Source organism: candidate division WOR-3 bacterium (assembly GCA_016867815.1).
In the GTDB taxonomy this organism is placed as follows: domain Bacteria; phylum Hydrothermota; class Tepidihabitantia; order Tepidihabitantales; family Tepidihabitantaceae; genus UBA2258.
In genome coordinates, this window is sequence record VGIR01000004.1 from 25,253 (window position 1) to 44,832 (window position 19,580).

General features: G+C 64.9%; 13 protein-coding genes. All 13 read left to right on the top strand.

Translation table 11 applies throughout. The features are described from left to right. Nucleotides 1–26 precede the first annotated feature (26 nt). The gene (locus tag FJY68_01330) at nt 27–2,249 is read left to right on the top strand and encodes a hypothetical protein (protein MBM3330475.1); all 2,223 of its coding nucleotides are present in this window, start codon (nt 27–29) and stop codon (nt 2,247–2,249) included. A 4-nt stretch (nt 2,250–2,253) separates the two neighbouring features. Further along, complete coding sequence (locus tag FJY68_01335) at nt 2,254–2,481, top strand: hypothetical protein (protein MBM3330476.1); 228 nt, start codon at nt 2,254–2,256, stop codon at nt 2,479–2,481. Between the two features lie 285 nt (nt 2,482–2,766). Beyond that, complete coding sequence (locus tag FJY68_01340; GenBank protein ID MBM3330477.1) at nt 2,767–5,124, top strand: YncE family protein; 2,358 nt, start codon at nt 2,767–2,769, stop codon at nt 5,122–5,124. 1,060 nt (nt 5,125–6,184) lie between these two features. Continuing rightward, on the top strand, nt 6,185–7,099 hold the full coding sequence (locus tag FJY68_01345) for a tetratricopeptide repeat protein (protein ID MBM3330478.1): 915 nt from the start codon (nt 6,185–6,187) through the stop codon (nt 7,097–7,099). Nucleotides 7,100–7,357: 258 nt separating this feature from the next. Beyond that, complete coding sequence (locus tag FJY68_01350) at nt 7,358–8,371, top strand: tetratricopeptide repeat protein (protein ID MBM3330479.1); 1,014 nt, start codon at nt 7,358–7,360, stop codon at nt 8,369–8,371. 356 nt (nt 8,372–8,727) lie between these two features. Then, nucleotides 8,728–9,378, top strand: a complete 651-nt coding sequence (locus FJY68_01355) for a hypothetical protein (GenBank protein MBM3330480.1) — start codon at nt 8,728–8,730, stop codon at nt 9,376–9,378. A 40-nt stretch (nt 9,379–9,418) separates the two neighbouring features. Continuing rightward, nucleotides 9,419–10,819, top strand: a complete 1,401-nt coding sequence (locus tag FJY68_01360; GenBank protein ID MBM3330481.1) for a hypothetical protein — start codon at nt 9,419–9,421, stop codon at nt 10,817–10,819. A 9-nt stretch (nt 10,820–10,828) separates the two neighbouring features. After that, on the top strand, nt 10,829–11,731 hold the full coding sequence (locus tag FJY68_01365) for a hypothetical protein (protein MBM3330482.1): 903 nt from the start codon (nt 10,829–10,831) through the stop codon (nt 11,729–11,731). Nucleotides 11,732–11,758: 27 nt separating this feature from the next. Then, a complete protein-coding gene (locus FJY68_01370; protein MBM3330483.1) occupies nt 11,759–13,063 on the top strand; it encodes a hypothetical protein in 1,305 nt (434 codons plus the stop codon). A 6-nt stretch (nt 13,064–13,069) separates the two neighbouring features. Further along, the gene (locus FJY68_01375; protein ID MBM3330484.1) at nt 13,070–14,341 is read left to right on the top strand and encodes a hypothetical protein; all 1,272 of its coding nucleotides are present in this window, start codon (nt 13,070–13,072) and stop codon (nt 14,339–14,341) included. Between the two features lie 112 nt (nt 14,342–14,453). Continuing rightward, the gene (locus tag FJY68_01380; GenBank protein MBM3330485.1) at nt 14,454–15,932 is read left to right on the top strand and encodes a hypothetical protein; all 1,479 of its coding nucleotides are present in this window, start codon (nt 14,454–14,456) and stop codon (nt 15,930–15,932) included. A 161-nt stretch (nt 15,933–16,093) separates the two neighbouring features. Next, nucleotides 16,094–17,704 carry a HAMP domain-containing histidine kinase gene (locus FJY68_01385; protein ID MBM3330486.1) on the top strand — a complete coding sequence of 537 codons (1,611 nt, stop codon included), beginning with the start codon at nt 16,094–16,096 and terminating at the stop codon, nt 17,702–17,704. Between the two features lie 39 nt (nt 17,705–17,743). Continuing rightward, nucleotides 17,744–19,576 carry a PAS domain S-box protein gene (locus FJY68_01390; protein ID MBM3330487.1) on the top strand — a complete coding sequence of 611 codons (1,833 nt, stop codon included), beginning with the start codon at nt 17,744–17,746 and terminating at the stop codon, nt 19,574–19,576. Nucleotides 19,577–19,580 lie beyond the last annotated feature (4 nt).

Genomic DNA, 19,580 nt, shown 5'->3' on the forward strand with positions numbered 1-19,580 from the left:
GCCCGGCTCGCCGGATATAGTAGCCCGTGCGGACTCCGAACCACCTCGGCCGCATGCCGCGCATAGATCCTGCTTCTCGACTTGGCATCGGGTTCGTGGCGCTGGCTGCGGTCCTCAGCTGCTATCCGTTCATCGCCCCGGGACATCCGGCTACGGTCGACGTGTGGCCGCATCTGGCGCGTCAGAGCATCGTCTACCAGGCGGTCAAAGAGGGCTTTTCGCCCTTCTACACTTTCATGTTCTACTGCGGATTCCCGGTGCTCAGGTTCTATTCACCCTTGTTCTACATGCTGGGCGGGCCTTTGACGCTGCTCACGTCCGGGAATCTACTGCTGGCCTTGCGCATCCTCCTTGTTCTGCTGCACCTGGCGAGCGCTCTCGCAATGTACCGGTTTCTGTGCTCCCGGGGGAATCGAGCGAGAAGTGAAGATGCGCCGCCAACACTCGGGCCGGCACTCGGCACCATCGTCTACATGGTAGTCCCCTGGCGAACGTTGTACCTTTCGGGCTGCGCCAACTACCCCCAGGCGCTGGTCTACCTGCTTCTGCCGCTTGCCTTTCTCGCGCTGGAGCGGATCCTGGAGGAAAGAAAGGAAGACGCGGAGAGCAATACGCGTCAGGCCCTGCTGCTTGGTCTCTGGGTCGGCCTGCTCTTCCTCAGTCACCTGGTGTATGCCATCTACACGCTCGTCTTTCTCGCCTTGTGGGCACTGGCCAAAGGTCCAGCTCGGGCCGTGGCCCGTTGGCGGCCGCTGGGCACGGCCATGCTGGCCGCCATTGGAGTCTCGGCTTTCTTCCTCGTCCCCTTCGCAGCCGAGCAGGCATCGCACCGATTTCCGATTGCCCACCTGAACCTGTCCGTGCCGGACTTAGTGGTCCTGCTCGGACTCAGGCCGCGGACAGGCGGATATGGAGGTGGGTACCTGGGATTGAGCGTAGTAGTGATGCTGCTCGTCAGCCTCGGCGCCATTCTCCTGCGGCGCCCCGAGCGCTTTCAACTGCCGGACCTGGTCGGCCTGGCAGCCAGCGTCTTTCTGACGTTCGCCCCGGCCCTGCTGAGAGACAAGCAGCACCTGATTACTACCGGGCTGCCACCGGAGCGCTTCCTTCTCTTCGTCATCTTCTTCGTGGCGCTGCTGATCCCGAGCGCGCATCGGCTCGTACGCGACGCCGTAGCCCGCAAACGAGGCTGGCCCGGTATGGTGTTTGCGGTCATTGCCGGAATCGTGATGTTCGACTGCCTGCGGTTCGTGCTACGCGTCTATTTCAGGCCCCCGAGCGAGTTCCGGGACGTGCGCGAGGAGCTGTACCCGATGGTCGCCAGCGAACCGCATGCCCGGCTTCTCGACGTGAACATCCCGACGGCCAGGGTCGACGATCCGCGCCGCGTAGTACGGATGCCCACAGTCGGCGTCGTCTATGGCGGGCTTCCATCTCCTCTCGGGCTACCTTACCACCAGTACGCGCCCCGGTCGATGCTCCATGCCTATGCCTGGGTTGATTTCGTAGCCGAAGACCTTGGTGCCCGGGAGTCACCTCTCATCTCCGCCAACGCTCACAAGGCACTCGCGCTGATGGGTATCAGCCACCTCATTACCCTCCCGTCGCTGTTGAACGTCACCGATACCGGGCCCACGCTCCTGCTGCTCAAGAATGAGATGGACTGGGACGACCGGTTTATGAGAGCCGGGCGCGAGCCTCCCCTGGCGTTGGGCCGAACCAATCAGAACCTTCTCCTGGCTGCGAGCCGAACCGCCCCGATGGCCCCGGATACGCTGGGCCGCAAACTCTCTTTCATCGTGGCGCGGAACTGGCGTCGACTGCTCGACACGCTGCAACTCGACGCGGCCACGCGCTCCCTCAACTTCATACCGGTTCCGGCGGGCTCCGGCCCCGAGTCATTGCCGGGCAAACCGGTGCTGGTGATTGACCGCACGCGCATCCGCCATCCCGACGTCGCCGCCGGATTCTGGGCCAAATCGGACTGCTTCCTCCGCATAGCCGTCAGCTACTACCCGGAACTCGAGGTCCGGCTGGACGGCAAGCCGGTTCAGTTCTTTGAGACGGCCGACCACTTTACCTACATCCGTTGCCCGGCCGGACCCCACGTCCTGAGCGTCACGGCTCGCCTCGGAAGACTAAGAAGCGCGACCCGGCTACTTTCCCTCATCTCTCTGCCGGTAGTAGTAGTTCTCATTCTGCGGCGAAAGCGAGCGCAGCCGACAGACCCCCGGCAGGCAGAAACATGATGAGATGGGGACCAGCACGATGGTGGTCCTGATGCTACTGGTTGCCTTCGGCCGGGCCGAGCCCCAACTCACCATGGCCTGTCACCGCGTCGACCACGCGGCCCCGCGGCTCGACGCGTGTCTCAACCCAAAGGACTTCCGAACGCGCTACGGCCCGTACCTGAAACAGGTAGCCGAACAGGAGTCATGCTCGCCGTTCGACGGCTGCACTCGGACTCATGCAGGCGCATGAATGCGAGAACGTAGGGTACCGGACCGACATCCCGGGTCTGCCCTCGAACCCGGAATCCGCCAACGTGGACCTCTAACCAGCGGACGACCGTGCCGCGCTGCGGCTGAAACTCAGACCATCTGCCGGCCGCACTCCACCCTCCCCGACAGCGGTGTTTGACACAAACAGTTTCCGCGTCTAGCATAGGCTGAATGAGCCGAACCCGACCGGTTCGTCCGTCGAACGCGGACATGTCGCGCGACGCGGTGCCCTGGAGTCCCGGTACTTGAACCAGAAGGAGATGACATGAACCGAACCGCAGTTCTCGCCGTCCTTTGCCTGCTCGTTGCGTACGCCGGCGCCCAGTTCCGGGAAACCACTGTGCTGCTGCCCGATACGCTCGGTGGCGTCGGATACCCGGGTGCGATGGTCTACAACAGCGGCGCCAACCGCATCTACGCCGGCGGGACCGCGAGCGACGCGGTAGCCGTCATCGACGCGGCGACCGGCACGCGTGTCGCCCGGATCTCCACCCCACCCGGCGAGGGAATCTATGCGCTATGCTACAATCCGGCCAACAACAAGCTCTATGCCTCAACCAGCGTCAGCTCCGCCAAGCTGCTGGTCATCGACGGCGCGACGCACGCAGTGCTGGCAACGGTGCCTGTAGGCGGCTACGTCAACGCAATTCTAGTCAACCCGGCGACCGACCGAGTCTACTGCGTGAACTCGGGCGTGGACTCGGTTACAGTCATCGACGGAACCACCAACGGCGTCGTCACGACGGTGAAGGTAGGTGACTATCCGTACGCGCTCTGCGTCAACGCGACCAACAACAAGATCTACGTCGCAGGGAACTCCGACAGCTCAGTCACCGTCATCGACGGCGCGACCAACAACGTCGTCGCCACTGTCCGGGTCGGCCGCGGCCCGATCGCGCTCTGCTGGAACTCGGGCGAGAATAAGGCGTACAGCGCCAACAGCACCGATGGCAGCGTCACCGTCATCGATGGCGCAACCAACAACGTCGTCGCCACTGTGGCGACCGGGACTCTAACCCGCGACGTCTGCTACAACCCGACCAACAGCAAGGTATACGCTGCGGCAAATGGCACCAGCAAGCTCGTGGTCATAAACGGAGTGACCAACGCCATCGACACGTTCTTCACGGTCGGCCAAGCCTACGCGGTCGGATACAATCCAACCAGCAACAAGGCCTATTGCACCTGGCAGTACAGCCGTCGGGTCACCATCATTGACGGCACGGCCGATACCGTGCTCGGCACGGCCGACGTCGGCTACACGCCGGGGCCGGTCATCCACGCCGCGACGGGCAACCGGGTTTTCGTCTGCAACCGCGACGACAACAACCTGAGCATCGTGGATGGCGTGTCCGATTCGACCGTCGCGACCGCGTATGTCGGCTTCTACCCGTACGGCGCCTGCTATGATTCGCGGCAGAACCGGCTCTACGTGCCCAACGCGCATGGGCCGACGGTCGCGGTCGTGGACTGCGCGACGAACACCGTCGACGCCGAGGTGGCGGTCGGTCAGGATGTGAGTTCGGCCTGCTTCGACAGCGTGGACAACAAGATCTTCTGCGCCGTCTCCGGTTCGCAGCGGGTTGCGGTCATTAACGCGGCGACCGGTGCAGTAGTCGACTCGGTGCCGGTCGGCGGCAGGCCCTTTGGAATCCTGTACAATCAGGCGTCGGGCAAGGTCTACTGCTCCGACATCTATACCGACTCGCTGTTCGTCATCAACGCGGCGACCAACGCGGTTCTGGCGCGAATGAGCCCCGGCAACAACCCTGTTGCACTTTGCCTCAGCACTGCCGGTAACAAGGTCTACGTCGCCACCCGTGACGACGACCAGGTCAGGGTTATCGATGGCGTCACGAATCTCGTTCTTGACTCGATACCGGTCGGCGACGGCCCCTACTTCCTCTGCTACAACGGCAATGACGACAAGGTGTACGTCGCGAACTACGGCGACAGCACCGTATCGGTCATCGATTGCGCGGGCGACTCCGTCGTTGCCACCGTCAAGGTCGGCCGCTGGCCGTTCCGGTTGGCATACAACCCCGACCACAACAAGGTCTACGTCGTCACCGGCTCTGGGAGCAGTGTCGCTGTGCTCGACGGCGCCGGCGACAGCATCATCACCAAGGTCAGCGTCGGCCAGAGTCCGCTAAGCGTCATCTACAGTGAACGCACCGGGCTTGCCTACGTCGGCGTCAGTGCGAGGAACATCGTGCTCATAGACGGTGCCACCAACGAAGTGAGGAAGAACGTACCTTCCGGCGTCCGGGTCGAGGTCTTCGCCCTGAACCCGTCCGGCGGGCGGGTCTACGCCATCAGCCCGTACGGCTCGGACATCACAGTTGTCGTTGACTCTCTGACCGGCATCGCGGAAGCGATGAGTGATGAACGAGCAACGATGAAAGCCGGTCCCACCATCGTCCGCGGCGTCTTCCTACTGGATGGGGACTGTCCCCGCACAGGGACCATCCCCAAAGCCGTCCTACTGGATGCATGCGGCCGCAGGGCAATTGATCTCAAGCCCGGCGCGAATGACGTGCGTCGCCTCGCGCCCGGGGTATACTTCGTCCGGCGCCTGGCCGGCGACTACCGGGCTACCGAGAAGGTGGTCTTGCAGAAGTAGACGGCAGACAGTAGACAGCATACAGGGCAGGGGCGGGCGAAAGCCCGCCCCTGCGTCCTTCGATCTACTCGCCGTGACGATGTCCTAGGCTCGCTGCCGAGCGCGATTCTACGACGCTGTAGAATAGCGCGGCAGCGGGCTTTCGGGCCTATGTGTTTGAGGCTCGAGGCCTTAGGCTTGAAGCTGACGAAATGACCCCTGTACCTGAGGGAATACCCCCTGCATCGTTCACATCGTTGTATCGTACATCGTTCCTCAGACAGTCGCAAACGTAGTCCCGGAAAGTCCTTCGTCCCTGGTCTCCAGAGCAGTCTGACCGGGAGTTCGAGGGCTTGCGTGCCGAACAGCAGGGGATGCAGTTTGCCGGTCTGCAGTCCGGGTTCCTCTCCACTGAGTCCGGGCGTTTGCGGCCCGGACTGCCGCTGAGACAGCAGTCCAGATTGCGTGCGGGTCAGTCTCCAGACTTGCCTGCCGGGCTATGCGCGGAGGCAATGCAAACTGCAGAATGCAGACATCAAAGTGCAGAATGGCGGACCCGAGGATCACCACCAAGGCACCAAGGCACTACGATGGAGGAATGACGAAGTCCGAATGACGAATGACGATTGAAACTCGAAGCCCGAGGGATGAAACCGCCGATGCACGCCGATGGACGCAAATAGGCGGACCTGGGTAGTTCAGAATCTAGAAACCAGAGGCAACGCGGCCAAAGGCCGCGAGTTTCCAAGCGAGCCTCTCAAGCAGCTCTTGACCGAGCTTTCGCACGTGCTGCCGAGGGATCTTCCCTTCGACCTTTTGGCACAGCTTTGAGCTGCGATTCCCCAGTTCCCATTTGGCAGTTTGCGGTGGAGGAGCGGACCCAAGGCTGAGTAGTCTGCGGGTTCCGTGGATAGCAGGCCGCGGGGTTGACATCCTCGGTCACTGGACTAGAATCTCATTCTGAGCAGACCGTCTTGCGTGTAGACGGATACCCCTGGCGAGCGGCCGCGGTCCATGCGTGTGGCCGGGAAATGCCGCACCCCGGGGTGGCATCAAGTCGAGAGTAGAGGAGACATCGTAGATGAGCAGCAAATCCGACCGTTGGCATCGCAGGCCTGCAAAGCCTGACGCTGCCGAGGACCGCGGTCCGGGCGTGACGCCGCAGACAGCAGCGCACGGCGGGCAGCCATCCGCCGACACGCCGGTGCAGGAAGCAGAGGAGTGGTGCATGAAGGCGGTTGCCCTGCACCGGGAAGGCCGACTCGAGGACGCAATCCCTCTTTTCGATAAAGCGCTGGAGCTGAATCCCCGTGAAGCCCGAGGCTGGGCGGGCAAAGGTCTCTGTCTTGATGCGCTGGGCCGAGACGAAGAGGCGCTCGCCTGCTACAGCGAGGCACTCGCAGACGCCCCACGGGACGCCGAGGTCTGGTGGCTCAAGGGTGATGCCCTTGAAAGGCAGGGCCGGCACGAGGAGGCGCTGCGACACCTGGACAAGGCACTCGAGCTCGATCCCTGCCTGGCAAACGCGTGGATCGACGAAGGACTGGCCCGCAAGGCTCTCGGCCGGTGCGATGAAGCGGTTCGCTGCTATGACCAGGCGCTGAAGCTGGACAGGCGCAGCCCGGAAGCCTGGTACAACAGAGGGAACGCCCTCTGTGCCCTGGGACGGTTTGAGGAGGGACTCCGCTGCTTCAGCGAGTCGCTGGTGCTCAACCCGCACGACGCGAGCGCCTGGAGCAACAAAGGCGTCTGCCTTGCCGGCCTGGGCCGCCACGAGGAAGCGGTCGCCTGCTTCGAAAAGGCCCTGCAGATCGACCCCTTGTACCCGGTGGCTTGGCGGGCAAAGGCAGTGGCACTGGAACGGCTTGGCCGGATAGCGGAAGCGGTCGAGGCGTACAAGCAGTTCATCACGCTTGCATCTGCCGACGATGCCGCGTCGGTCGAGGGCGTAGAGAAGCACGTTCGCGAGTTGGAGAGCGCATCGGCCGCATCGTAGAGACGCGTCCCGGCGCGTTGACGGGCGACCGGGAAGGATGAGACGGGTCCAAGCCCTGGCAGAGAGGAGCCCGGGTTTCGAGGCGGGGGCGGGGACGGGGCTTCTCTCCAGCTTGACAGCAGGTTAATCCCGGCCATCCTTGTATCGGGAATGATGACCTTCATCCGTGATGTGAGTTCTGCGTGGCGTCCCTGCGCGTGTCCGCAGGTTACCTCGAACATCGCTGAGTCGGCAGGGCGTCGAGCCGGAGAGTTCTAGTTGCCTGGCGAGTCCGGACCGACAAACCGGCCGTCCAGGAACTGGGACAAGGCAGCGGCGTTCGCGGCCGTGGCCGCCCTTTCGCCGATTGTCCTGCTGGTCCTGGAGCGCGGCATCCTGGCCAGGGCGCGCGCACTCCTCTCCGACACCAATGCCGCCGCAATCAGGCCGCCGGTGTCCTGGTTCGTGGTCCATGTCGATGTTGTCGCCTGGGCATGGGTGATCTTCTTCGTGGTACTGGCGTTCGTCTTTCTCCGCGATACGGGGTCGGAGGAAGAGGCGTTGGCCGTGTCGGAGGCATTCGACGACTACCCCGAGACGGAACCCCGGCCGGAGGTGGCGACGGCGGGTCCCCGCATTGCAGCACCACGGGCAGCAGCGGAGCCGTCGGCAGGGAGTCGCGACTCCGTGCCGGTGGTGCCGAACATGCCGCAGGCCCTGGCCTGGTTGAAGAAGGGTAACGAGTTGTACGCCTTGGGTCACGTCGAGCAGGCGATTGCCAATTTCGACAGTGCCATCAGGCTCAATCCGCGCCTCGCCGGTGCCTGGGCCGGCAAGGGGCTGGCCAGCAATGCCCTGGGTCAGTACCAGGAAGCGATCCGCTGCTATGATGAGTCGCTCCGACTCGATCCGCGGGATCCGGCAGTCTGGCACGACAAGGGTAACACGCTCTGCGCCATCGGGCGGCTGGAGGGAGCACTCAACTGCTTCAACGAGACGCTGGTACTCGACCCGCGCGACGCGAGGGCGTGGAACAACAAGGGCATCTGTCTTGCCAGTCTGGGCCGCCCCGAGGAAGCGCTTCCCTGTTGCAGCAAGGCCACCGAGCTGGATCCTTCTTTCGCCGTGGCGTGGCACGCCAGGGCGGTCATAGAGGAACGCCTGGGCCTGCTGCCGCAGGCAATCGCGACCTACAAGCGGTTCGTCACCCTCGCCCCGGAAGGCGAAGCAGTGGTCGAGAGAGTCCGGCGGCATGTGAGCGCGCTCGAAGCCGCTCCCAAGACAGAGGCCTGAGCCGGTCGCCTGACCGGAGTTCCTTCAGTTCCCCGGATCACTGCCGCAATGCAGGCCAGACGAATGCCGGCAGTGCGGCAACTCGCGGACGAGGCGGAGAAAGAAAAGCCGGAGTGGCGATGCCACCCCGGCGTCGGTTCGAAAGGCGTCGCTACCTGAGCAGCACCAGTGGTTCGGTGACCACCTGGTTGCCGGCCGCTACCGTGCAGAGATAGAGACCGTTCCGGTTGCCGCGCAGGTCCAGCCGGGCGTTGTTTCCGGTCGTCGTCCGGCGGGCGCCGGCCCGCAGCTTGACCGGCGGGCGCGCCGCCGACATAATCTCTGGAGTGAATTCCATACCGAGAGGAGATTGAAGAATGCTGAGGCAATTCGCGCTACTGCTGGGCGCCGCGCTGACACTGGCGGCGGCGCAGCCGGTGATACCGTACGATTCGCTGTTGGTAGACCGGGTAGGAATTGACGGCGTTATCGACAACGAGGAAGGGCCGGAGTACCCCGCTACCTACAAGGACAAGGCGTCGGGCATCACGGTTCACTGGGGATTCGACGACAGCCTGATCTACGTCGGGCTGGAGACCAAGAGCCGCGGCTGGCTGGCAATCGGGTTCGGTTCGGCCAGGATGGACAAGTCGAACATGATGATCGGCTACTTCACCGAGGATTCGACCGAGGTTATGAACCAGGTCGGGGCAAACTACGCCCACAACCGCTCAGCGCAGTCGGACAGCGCCATCCGCGAGGCCGAGATCGACCGTGACGAGGAGACCGGCGTCACGGCCATGGAATTCTCCTACCCGCTGCGGTTTCCCGCCGGTGAGGCGCTGGCGGTTCCGGGCTTGGAGCCAGGCGGGGCGTACGACGTTATCCTCGCCCAGAACACCAAGAGCATTTCGCTCCGCGCGAAGCATACCAACTACAGCACGCTGAAGGTGAAGTTGGCCGCCGGACCGCCTCCGCCACCGCCAACCCAGACGCAGGAACAGCCGGAGCCGGGGCCGCAGAAGTAGGGCCTGCATTCGGGCGGAACCGGGCCGGGCAGAAGCGCGGATGCGGAAGGCGTCACCGGCGCTACGTTGTCTCCGCTACCTTGACTTTCCTGAGGGAGGAGCTATTGTTTCCCTCGCCATGAGAAATCTCTTCGCAGCTATTCTGGCCGCCTTGGCGCTGACGGCCTGCGCCGGCGCTCCGGGCCGGCAGGTCGTGGCCGTGGTCAACGGCGAGAAGATCGCCGCCGCCGACGTCGAGGCGATGCTCCCCCAGAACCTTGACTCGGTGCGGGCCGACACGGTCAGGAAACAGGTCCTCGACAACATCATCACCCGGAAGCTGTTCGCCCAGGAGGCGAAGCGCGCGGGCATGGATAAGGATGCCGAGTACCAGGTAGAGCTGGAGCAGAAAGCGCTGGTGAACCAGCGGCTGTACGACACGATTACGGCTGCCGGCAACCGGTTGACCGAGGCCGAGCTGCAGGCGGCCTACAAGCTGCTGCAGGTCGAGGCGCACCTGAGAATGATCTCGGTCCCCGACGAGAGCGTGGCCCGCCGTCTGGCGGCCGAGCTGAACCAGGGAGCGGTCTTCGAATCGCTCGCCGTGAAGTACTCGAAACACCCCAGTGCGGTCAAGGGCGGGGACGCCGGTTTCGCTCCACTCCTCTACATCGACGAACCGCTGCGGACCAGGGTGACGGTTCTGAAGCCGGGCCAGCGCACCGAGCCGACGCCGGTGTCGGGCGTGTGGCAGATTGCGGAGCTGCTGGAGACGAGGCCGGCAGACCCGGGCCCGCCGCCGCTCAGCCAGTACCGGCCGGAGTTCGAGCGGCGAGTGAAGCAGTTGCAGCGGCGGGAACTTGCGAACCGGTACATGGCCGACCTGCGGCAGCGCATCACTTACAACCCGGAAGGCCTCGATATCCTGTGCAAACCGATTGACGAGATGACCGAGGCCGACAAGGACGTGGCCGTTGCCTACAAAGACAAATCGAAGTACGTGAAGGTGACGAGACTGCTCCCCGTCGCGGCCCGGTTCACGCCGATGCTCGACTCGGCGACAAAGAAGTACGCGGTGCGCCGCTACATTGAAGAGGACCTGATGTACGAGGACGCGCTGCGCATGGGGCTGCAGAAGGCCCCGGAAATCGTGCGGCAGCTGGCGGTCAAGCGCGAGGATGTGTTGTACAAGGCGCTGTTCAAGGCGGAGATCTCCGACAAGCTGAACGTATCCGATGCGGACGTGATGGACTATTTCCAGCAGAACCGCGAGAATCTAACGACCCCGGACACGAACCAGGTCGCGAACATGATTCGCAGCCGACTGCTGACCGAGCGCCGCGACGCCCGGATGCAGGAGTACGTGGCCGAGTTGAAGGCAAAGGCGAAGATAACGATCAACCAGGCGGCGCTCGCCGCCGTGAAGAAGCAAGCGACAGCAAGGGTCAATCCCAGGCAATAAGGAGCGGCGATGATAAACCGATATCTACTGGTTCCGGCGGCGGTGCTGGCGGCAGCAGTTTTCCTGTCCGGCTGCGGCAACAGCAGTACTCAGAAGAGCGCGCCGGCCCTGACCGGGCCGGTGCTTGCCAGCGTGAACGGCGACAAGCTGACCGTGCCCGAGCTCGATTCGCTCTCACCCGAGGGGTTCGATGTCACCCGCGAGAACCTGCCCAAGATTCTCGACAAGTGGGTCTCGAATACGCTGATGTACCAGGAGGCCGTGCGCCGCGGGGTAGAGAAGGAACCGCAGATACAGGCCCGCCTCAAGCGGCTCGAGCGCGACTACCTGGTCAACGAGCTCTTGGACCGGTTGACCGCCCCCGAACGTATTCAGCTGGGCCACGTAACGCAAAATGGAGTGGAGTTGGACAACATCGGAAGCCAGGTCTTGGATTACTACAGAAAGCATAAGGAAGAGTTCAGTTACGAGGTGAAGATAACCCGCATCGTGCTGGCCGACAGCCTGATGGCCGTTCAGACGCTCGCGGAACTCCGGGCCGGGGCTGACTTCGCCAAGCTGGCCAAGGAATGGTCGCAGGACGTGGCACTCGAGGCCGGCCAGGAGTCGCGCTATTTCGCCCGGAACGTCGGCGACCCGCGGATGGGCGGCGACCCGGCCGTGGCCGAGGCCATCTTCGCGCTTTCGCCCGGACAGATCTCGGACGTCGTCCCGAGCCAGGAAGGCTACCAGATCATTAAGCTCGTGGATAAGAAGAAGGTGAAGGCGGACGTGACCTTCGCCGAGGCGAAGCCCGACATCGAGGCGATTCTCTTGTATCGTCGGAGCCAGGCGATTGTAGACAGCGTGCTCAGTGCCCTGCGCGCGACCGCGAAGATTGAGCTGAAGCCGGACGCGTATTTCGAGAAGTAGGGAGAAGTCGGGGTACAGAAAGTGGAAATGGCGAAGGGAGGAGTGCCGGCGGTCGTGACTTTGGCCTTGTGCCTTCTCACTTTCCACCCGGCGCACGCGGCTGAGCCGGCCGACAGCATCGTCGCCGTGGTCGGTGATGAGCTGATTCTCGCCAGCGAACTCAACCAGGCGGTGACTTTCCTGCGGCTGTCGCAGCCGGACACGACCGCGTCGGAAGCCGCGCTGGAGGACCTGGCGCTGGGCCGCCTCATCGACGACCTCGTACTGGAGGAGCAGGCGCGGCGCGAGACAGTCGAGGCGGCGCCGTCGGAAGTCGCGGCCGAGGTGGATGGCAATATCGCCGCCGTTAAGGAGCGTTTCGGGGACGAGGAGCGGTACCGGGAGGCGCTGGCGGTCGAAGGCTACACCGAGCGGGCACTGCGCCAGCGCTACGAAAGAGATGCGCGGCGCAAGCTGCTCGCCCGCAAACTGATGGAGAAAGCCGGGCTCACCCAGATCTACGTCTCGCCGAGCGAAGCCGAGCGCTTCTACAACGAGAACCGAGATTCCATCGCCCGGGTGCCGGGAAGAGTGGCCCTCGCCCACGTCCTGCTTGTCTTTGCGCCGGGCCCGGCCGCTGACTCCGCCGGTCAGCGCCGCATGACCGAGGTGATGGATGTGCTGGCGAGGGGTGGCGACTTCGCGACCGTTGCCGCTTCATTCTCCGACGACAAGCGGACAGCCGCCCGAGGCGGCGACCGTGGCTGGGTGGAGATAGCGCAGCTGCCCCCGGAGTTGATGATGGTTCTGTCGCAGCTGGAACCCGGTCAGACCTCGCCGCCGTTCCCGACCCGCGAAGGCTACATGACGGTGAAGTTCGAGCGCAAGGGCGAGGACCGCGTTCGCTTCCGGCAGATACTGATCCGCGTGCCGGTCACGCGTGGCGACACGGTCCGGGCGCGGACTCTCGCCAACTCAGTCCGCCGCAAGGCGCTCGAGGGAGTACCTTTCGACTCGCTCGCCCGGCAATACTCGCAGGACCCGGTGACTGCCGACTCGGGCGGCCGGCTGGGCGAGTTCCTGGTCGTCGGTCTCGCCCCGCCGTTCAACCAGGTCGTCGCCGGCATGGACTCCGGTGACGTGAGCGAGCCGGTGCTCTCCGAGCACGGCTACCACATCATCAAGGTCTTGTCCAAGCAGCCGGAGCAGATTCTCTCCTACCTCGAACTGCAGGAGAACATCCGCAACTACCTCTATCAGCAGAAACTGGGCGAGCGGCTCGAGACCTACCTCGACCGCGTGCGCGGCAAGGTGTACGTCAAGCGATTCCGTTCGACCGGCTCGTCAGGCTAGCGCCACATGAAGCGTACGGCAATCGTCATGGCAGTAGTCATTCTGGCGCTGGCGGCGGCCCAGGCGCAGCCGGTCGCCTCGGATACGGCTTCGCGGGACGACGTCGTGCTGGCGGCAAGACAGGCGCTGGAAGCGGCGAGCCGGAATCTCGGCCGCACGCTCACGTTCGTCATTGTGGCGGTTCTGGTCGCGGCCGCGCTGGCCGTGTGGCGGACATGGTCCCTGAGCCGGAAGGTCGCAAGGCTCGAGGACCTGCGGTCGTCGTGGGAAGGACGATTCGCTGGTACCGCGGACGAAGTCCTGCGCTTGAAGCGGAAGCTGGCCGATTCCGAGAGCAGGGTCGGAAAGATCGAAGCAGACACGGCTGCCCTGCGGCCTGCAGAGCAGGATGCCGCAACCGCTCAGGTCGCGATGGTGCAGTCCGAGATGGTGGCGCTGCGCGAACGTCTTGACCGCGCCGAGGAGAACCTGGAGGCGGTCGCTGATCACACCGTCGTGACGAAGCAGGAACGCGCCGCCGTCGAGGAACTGGTCCGAAGCGCCATCGAAGAACGGGGCAGGGCGGAGGATCTGGCGAAGGCAGTGGCCGAAGAACGGGCAAGAATCGAGGAGCTGGTCAAGACGGCCGCCGGCGAGCGGGGCAAGGTCGGGGACCTCGCGCGCAGCGTCGTCGCCGAGCGGGCCCGGGTGGAGAGCGTGGCGCAGGCCGCCGCCGCCGACCGCGCCAAGACCGAGGGCCTGGTCAAGACCGCGGTCAAGGCGCAGTCAGCGGCTGAGGCCGGCGCGGCGCGGGCCGAGGCGGTGGCGCGGCGTACGGCAGCGGTCGATTCGCTGCGGGCCGGCGACCAGAGGCTGGATCAGCAGGCGTACCCGGCGGCGGTTCGGGCATACACGCTTTGTTTGGAATCTCTCGCCGGCGGGCCCTGGGACGAACCGGAGCTGCGATTCCACGCCCTGCACGGCCGTGCGCTTGCCAATCTGCGTCAGCGGGAGTTCGGTCGGGTGCTGTCCGACGCGGCCGAAATCGAGGGCGTAGGTTCCGACCGGGCACAAGGCGCCTCACGGCTTCTGTCCGGGGTCGCCCGGCTGTGGCAGGGCGACGTGCCGCGAGCCCTCAAAGACTTCGCCGACGCCACGGCGAGAGACGCGGGGGCGCGGGCGGCCATCGTTCAGGACGAAGACATCGCCGCCTGGGTCAAGGTCAACTCGAGGCGGGCAGCTCCGGTCAAGCAGTACATCCGGGAACTGGGCCGGGAACTGGAACAGCCCAGCCACTGACTTCCCGGACGACACCCAAGGGCAGAACCGGGCCGGATCGCTGAAGCCACCGGCAGCGCCTGGTGCTGCCACGGCTTGACTGGGGTGGCGCAGGGGCTAATCTTTAGGGCCTATGCACTGGCTCCTGTGCGTGATCGGCCTCTCGGTGCGCGTCGCGTCGCTGCCGGGGTCGGCCTGGGGCGACAGCCTGCCCGGCCCGGCCCGCAGCGCGTTTTCGTTCGCGCAGCTTGCCAACAGCCGGTACTCCGTCCACTCCGGGTTTGATGACTCCCTGCCGGCGCAGGTAATGGCCAACGTGCTCTGGGCGATGAGCCGCGCGCCGCAAGTCGGCAGTGGGTACCGGGAGTTCTACGTGGCTACGTCCAGCAATGTCTATCGCTACGACCCGCTAGCCCTCCGCCTGACTCTGCATCGGGCCGGTGACCATCGCTACAATTCCGGTTCGGCGTTTGAGGTGGGCGTCGCCGCCGACCGGGCGGAAGCAGCCGGCATGGCGATCCAGGCAGGGCTGCTCGCCGGAACTGCCTTCAGGGGCGGCGGGACGGAGGTGGTCAGCTGCCCGATGCAGTGGGCCGCAGACCACGCCGCCACCGCATGGCTGCCGGGCCACCGGGTCCAGATGGTCAACGTTTTCGGCCGGGCCGCCGCTGGGCCGCTCGACACGCTGTGCGTCGCCTTCTCGTCGGATTCAAGCCTGCCACAGCCACATGTCGTCGGACCCGATACTTTCGAGGCGGTGATGGCCGACCTGCACCAGGATTCGTTGTTCAACTCCGTCGAGTTGTCGCAGGAGAACGTTTCTCAGCTCTGCTGGGCCGCCTACGGCGTTACCCCGCATCTGACCTACAACCGCCGCCAGGGATTGACAGTGCCCAGCGCGATGGCGAGCTACTACCTGACCGACCGCATCTACGTCGTCAGCGCCTACGAAGTCAGCCGGTATCACAACCGGCTTATGGTCGCGGCCGACGCGGCGAAGCGCGACCACCGTTTGGAGCGGGTCGCAGCCGGCGACCGCCGACCCCAGTTGCGGGCGGCCTCGGCGCGGATTCCCGGCAGCGCGCCGACCTACTTCGTCATCTGCGTTCCGGACACGGGCTCCGGCCCGGTGATGATTGAGGCTGGCACTGCCGGATTCCAGCTGCTCGCGCAGGCACGGGCGCTCGGGCTTGCCGGGTTCCTGGTCGTGCCGCTCGACCGCACCGAACGGCGGGCAATTGCCTCGGCGCTCGGGCTGCCTTCCGGTCACGTCCCGGCGCTCGTGTTCGCCGTCGGTGAAGCTGAAGGTGTAACTGCCGACGGTGGGTCCGCTGCCGACGTCGTGACAATCGTCCGGGCGCAGTCGGCCATGCGCCGCGGCAGCCTGCGGGTCGAGTATCGGCTGAGCCGGGCAGGGCAGGTCCGCGCGGAAGTCTTCGACATGCTGGGAAGGCCGGTCAAGTTGCTCCTGACCGAACAGCAGACGTCCGGGTATCACGCCGTCGAGTGGGACGGCAGCGGCGAGGACGGCGTGCGCCTGAAGCGCGGCACCTACCTCGTCGTTATCATCTCCGGCGCGACCGTCGCCAAGCACAAAGTCAGTCTCGGCTAGAAGCCCCCGCTTCGCGCCATCTACCTCCGAAACCTCGAAGCCGGCCAGCGCCTACTTGACGCTCCAGACTCCGGGCTGTAGGCTTCTGATAAGGTGGATGCGTTGTCGCGCTGCGACCGTTTCGCGGACGTCCGGATACTGCCCGCAGCAGAGGTGTCCTGATGCCGAGGCCGGAAAGGCTTGGCTTGCTGGTCTGCGAGTGCTTGCACCCGGCCGCAGTCGAGCTGGTGCGCGCCGCGCGGCTCGAGGACGTCCGGTTGATACCATTTCCCGGCGACTGCAGCAGACAACTTGACGGCTGGCAGGAGATTGAGCGGGCCGTGGCGACGCTGGGCGACTGCCAGCAGTTTCGCATGCTCGCCGGCGCTTGCGTCCCCGGCCCGGCCCCAGCCATCCTCGCCGGACGGCAACTGCCGATCGTCCGATGCTTTGACGGCCTGCCCCGGGCTTTGTCTGATGCCGGGCGCGAGCGACTGGGGCTGCTGATCGAGAAGACGGCGCTGGAGTGGCGGCTGGAGTGTCAGCGGACGCGATTGAACGTCATCCTGTCCGGCGCCTACCGGCGGCTCACGGACTTCGGCATGGTGACGGAACTCGTGAGCGGGCTGGCCGGGACCCTGGCTGAGGAGAAGGTCGTGGACAGAGTGTTCGGCCTGTTCGCGGCGATGCTGGCGCCGACGACGATGGTCTTCGCTGCGCTGGAGGAAGGCAAGCTGCTCCGAATCTGGTCGCGGCCGGCGGGGTTCGGAGAATCCGAGGAGGTGAAACGACGGCTCGTGGCTTTCAGCCGCTCGCATGCCTGGACAGAGAGCGGGGCTGGGTTTCGTTTGAGCCTGCGGCACCGGACCAGGACGCTCGGCGTGCTCGAAGTCGAGGGCGCCTCCTTCTCCGAGTACCGGGATCACTACCTCGATCTGGCGCTGGTAGTTGCCCGGACAGGCGCGCTCGCTATCGCCGATGCCCGGCTGTACCGGGAGATGAAGGGGCCGAACCGATCCTACCTCGGATTCGCCGAGGACCTGCAGGACGCGCTCGCCGCCCGCAAGCGGGCCGAGGAGAAGCAGGCGCAGCTGATGAAACAGGTCGAAGCCGCCAACCTGGAACTGGCCGCATTCGCACACACTGTGGCCCACGACCTGAAGAGCCCGCTCGGCGCCGTTCTTGGTTTCGCCGAACTCCTGACCGATGCAGCCGTGGAACTGAGCAGCAAGGATGTCCGCGAGTCGCTGCAGGCGGTCCACCACAGCGCACGCAAGATGAACAACATCATCGACGAACTCCTGCTGCTGGCCGAGGTGCGCGAGGCCGAAGTCGAGAAGCAGCCGGTCGAGATGGCCGCAATCGTGTCCGGCGCGCTGCAGCGTCTCTCGCACATGACGGCGGAGTATGCGCCGGAAATCGTGCTGCCTGACAGGTGGCCGCTAGCCCTCGCTCACGGGCCCTGGATTGAGGAAGTCTGGGCCAACTATCTGTCGAACGCGATGAAGTACGGCGGCAGGCCGCCGCGGCTGGAGCTGGGGGCCGACACTGCGGACGGCAAAGCCCGGTTCTGGGTCAGGGACAACGGGCCCGGACTGACACCGGAACAGCAGGCGCGACTCTTCATGCCTTTCACCCGGCTGCACCACGCGCGGGCTACCGGCTCGGGACTGGGGCTTTCCATCGTGCGCCGCATCATGGAAAAGCTCGGCGGCGAGGCCTGGGTTGAGAGCGAATCGGGCAGAAGCAGCAGATTCGGTTTCACGCTTCCGCATGTCCCCGCGTCTGACTAGCGGCCTCACGCTGCCCAAACCGTCGGCGTCGGTGACCGGATGATAGAGTCACGGACCGTGACTCCGATGACGCTCGTGTACGCGCTGGCGCTGGCCGCATACCTGTCGCTGGCCGTGCGGGTGCTCCGGCGCCGGCCGCGCACGCTGCTCCACTGGCTGTGTGCCGCCGTGCTCGTCGCGCTTGCTCTCTGGAGCGTCGAGGACATTGTCCACGGCATGCCGGACGCGCCAAGGGACCTGGTCTGGCTGTTCGGGTACGTCGGCTCGCTGGGCTGGGTCGGGTTTGCTAGCGTCTACCTCGCCTTCGCGATGGTGCTGACACGTCGGCTCAAGCTGCTGCGGTCCTGGCTGTTCTGGCCGGTGCTCGTCGTCCCGCCCGCGCTGATCATCTGCGCGCAGTTGGCCGGGAAGCTCACTGCCGACTACGACCGCAGCGTCTACGGTTGGAGGACGGTCTGGGCAAAAACCGCCTGGGTTCCGTCCTATTATGCGTACTACGGGCTGTATACGCTGGCAGCGCTCTTCCTGATATTCAAGTTGTGGCAGTCGGCCAAGACCTACCGTGAACGGAGACAGACAGGCCTGATTCTCAGCACCAGCCTCATCACTCTCGTGCTCGGCACGGTCACCGACGTCGTGCTGCCGCAGTTCACTTACCTCGGGATTCCCGACCTCGCCGGCGCGCTCTGTCTGATCTGGGCCGGCGGGCTCTACCTTGCGGTCACCCGCTACGGGCTGATGTCGGTTACTCCCCAGCGTGCCGCCCGCGAGATCATTGCCACGATGGCCGACGCCCTGCTGCTCCTGACACCGGAGGGTGAGATCGCGATCGCGAACCAGGGCGCCGCCGACCTCTTCGGCAGAGAGATACAGGGACTGCGCGGGCAGAAGGCCGAGCAGTTCTTCGTCCTGCCCGACCTGTTCCGGCAGACATTCATCCGGGTCGGTGATGGGGTTGCGTTGAGCGCGCTCGATCTCGAATGTCAAGGTCAAGGCGGCCGTATCGTCCCGGTCAGTGTATCGAGCCGGCTGATGCGGGACAAAGGCGGCGAAACCGTGGGCAGCGTCTGGGTTATCCGTGATGTCACCGCCCGGCACGAGGCCGAGCAGCGTCAGGCGCATTTGCTGCGGCAGGTCGAGGCCGCGAACCAGGATCTCGCCGATTTCGCGCACGTGGTGGCGCACGACCTCAAGAACCCGCTCTGCGCCGTGCTCGGTTTCGCCGGGCCGCTGACCGCCGCCGACGTCCGTTTGAGCGACAAGGACGTTTCCGAGTCGCTGCAGGCAATCGGCCAGAGCGCGAGGAAGATGAGCAGCATCATTGACGAACTCCTGCTGCTGGCCGAGGTGCGTGAGGCCGAAGTCGAGAAGCAGCCGGTCGAAATGGCCGCGATCGTGTCCGGCGCGCTGCAGCGCCTTTCGCACATGACGAAGGAGTATGCGCCGGAAATCGTGCTGCCCGAAACGTGGCCGGTAGCGCTCGGTCACGGGCCCTGGATTGAGGAAGTCTGGGCCAACTACCTGTCGAACGCGATGAAGTATGGCGGCAGGCCGCCACGGCTCGAACTCGGGGCCGCCGCGGCCGCAGGCGAGGTTCGTTTCTGGGTCAGGGACAACGGGCCCGGCCTGACGCCGGAACAGCAGTCGCGACTCTTCATGCCTTTCACCCGGCTGCACCAAGTCCGCACCACCGGGCAGGGATTGGGACTCTCCATAGTGCGGCGCATCATGGAGAAACTCGGCGGCGAGACATGGATCGAAAGCGAGCCCGGCAGTGGCAGCAGGTTCGGGTTCACTCTGCCGGCCAGTATGTGTGCCGGACGTTGCACCGGCAGGCCGACAAAACTACAGGTTGACATCGATGAACAGTGAGTTC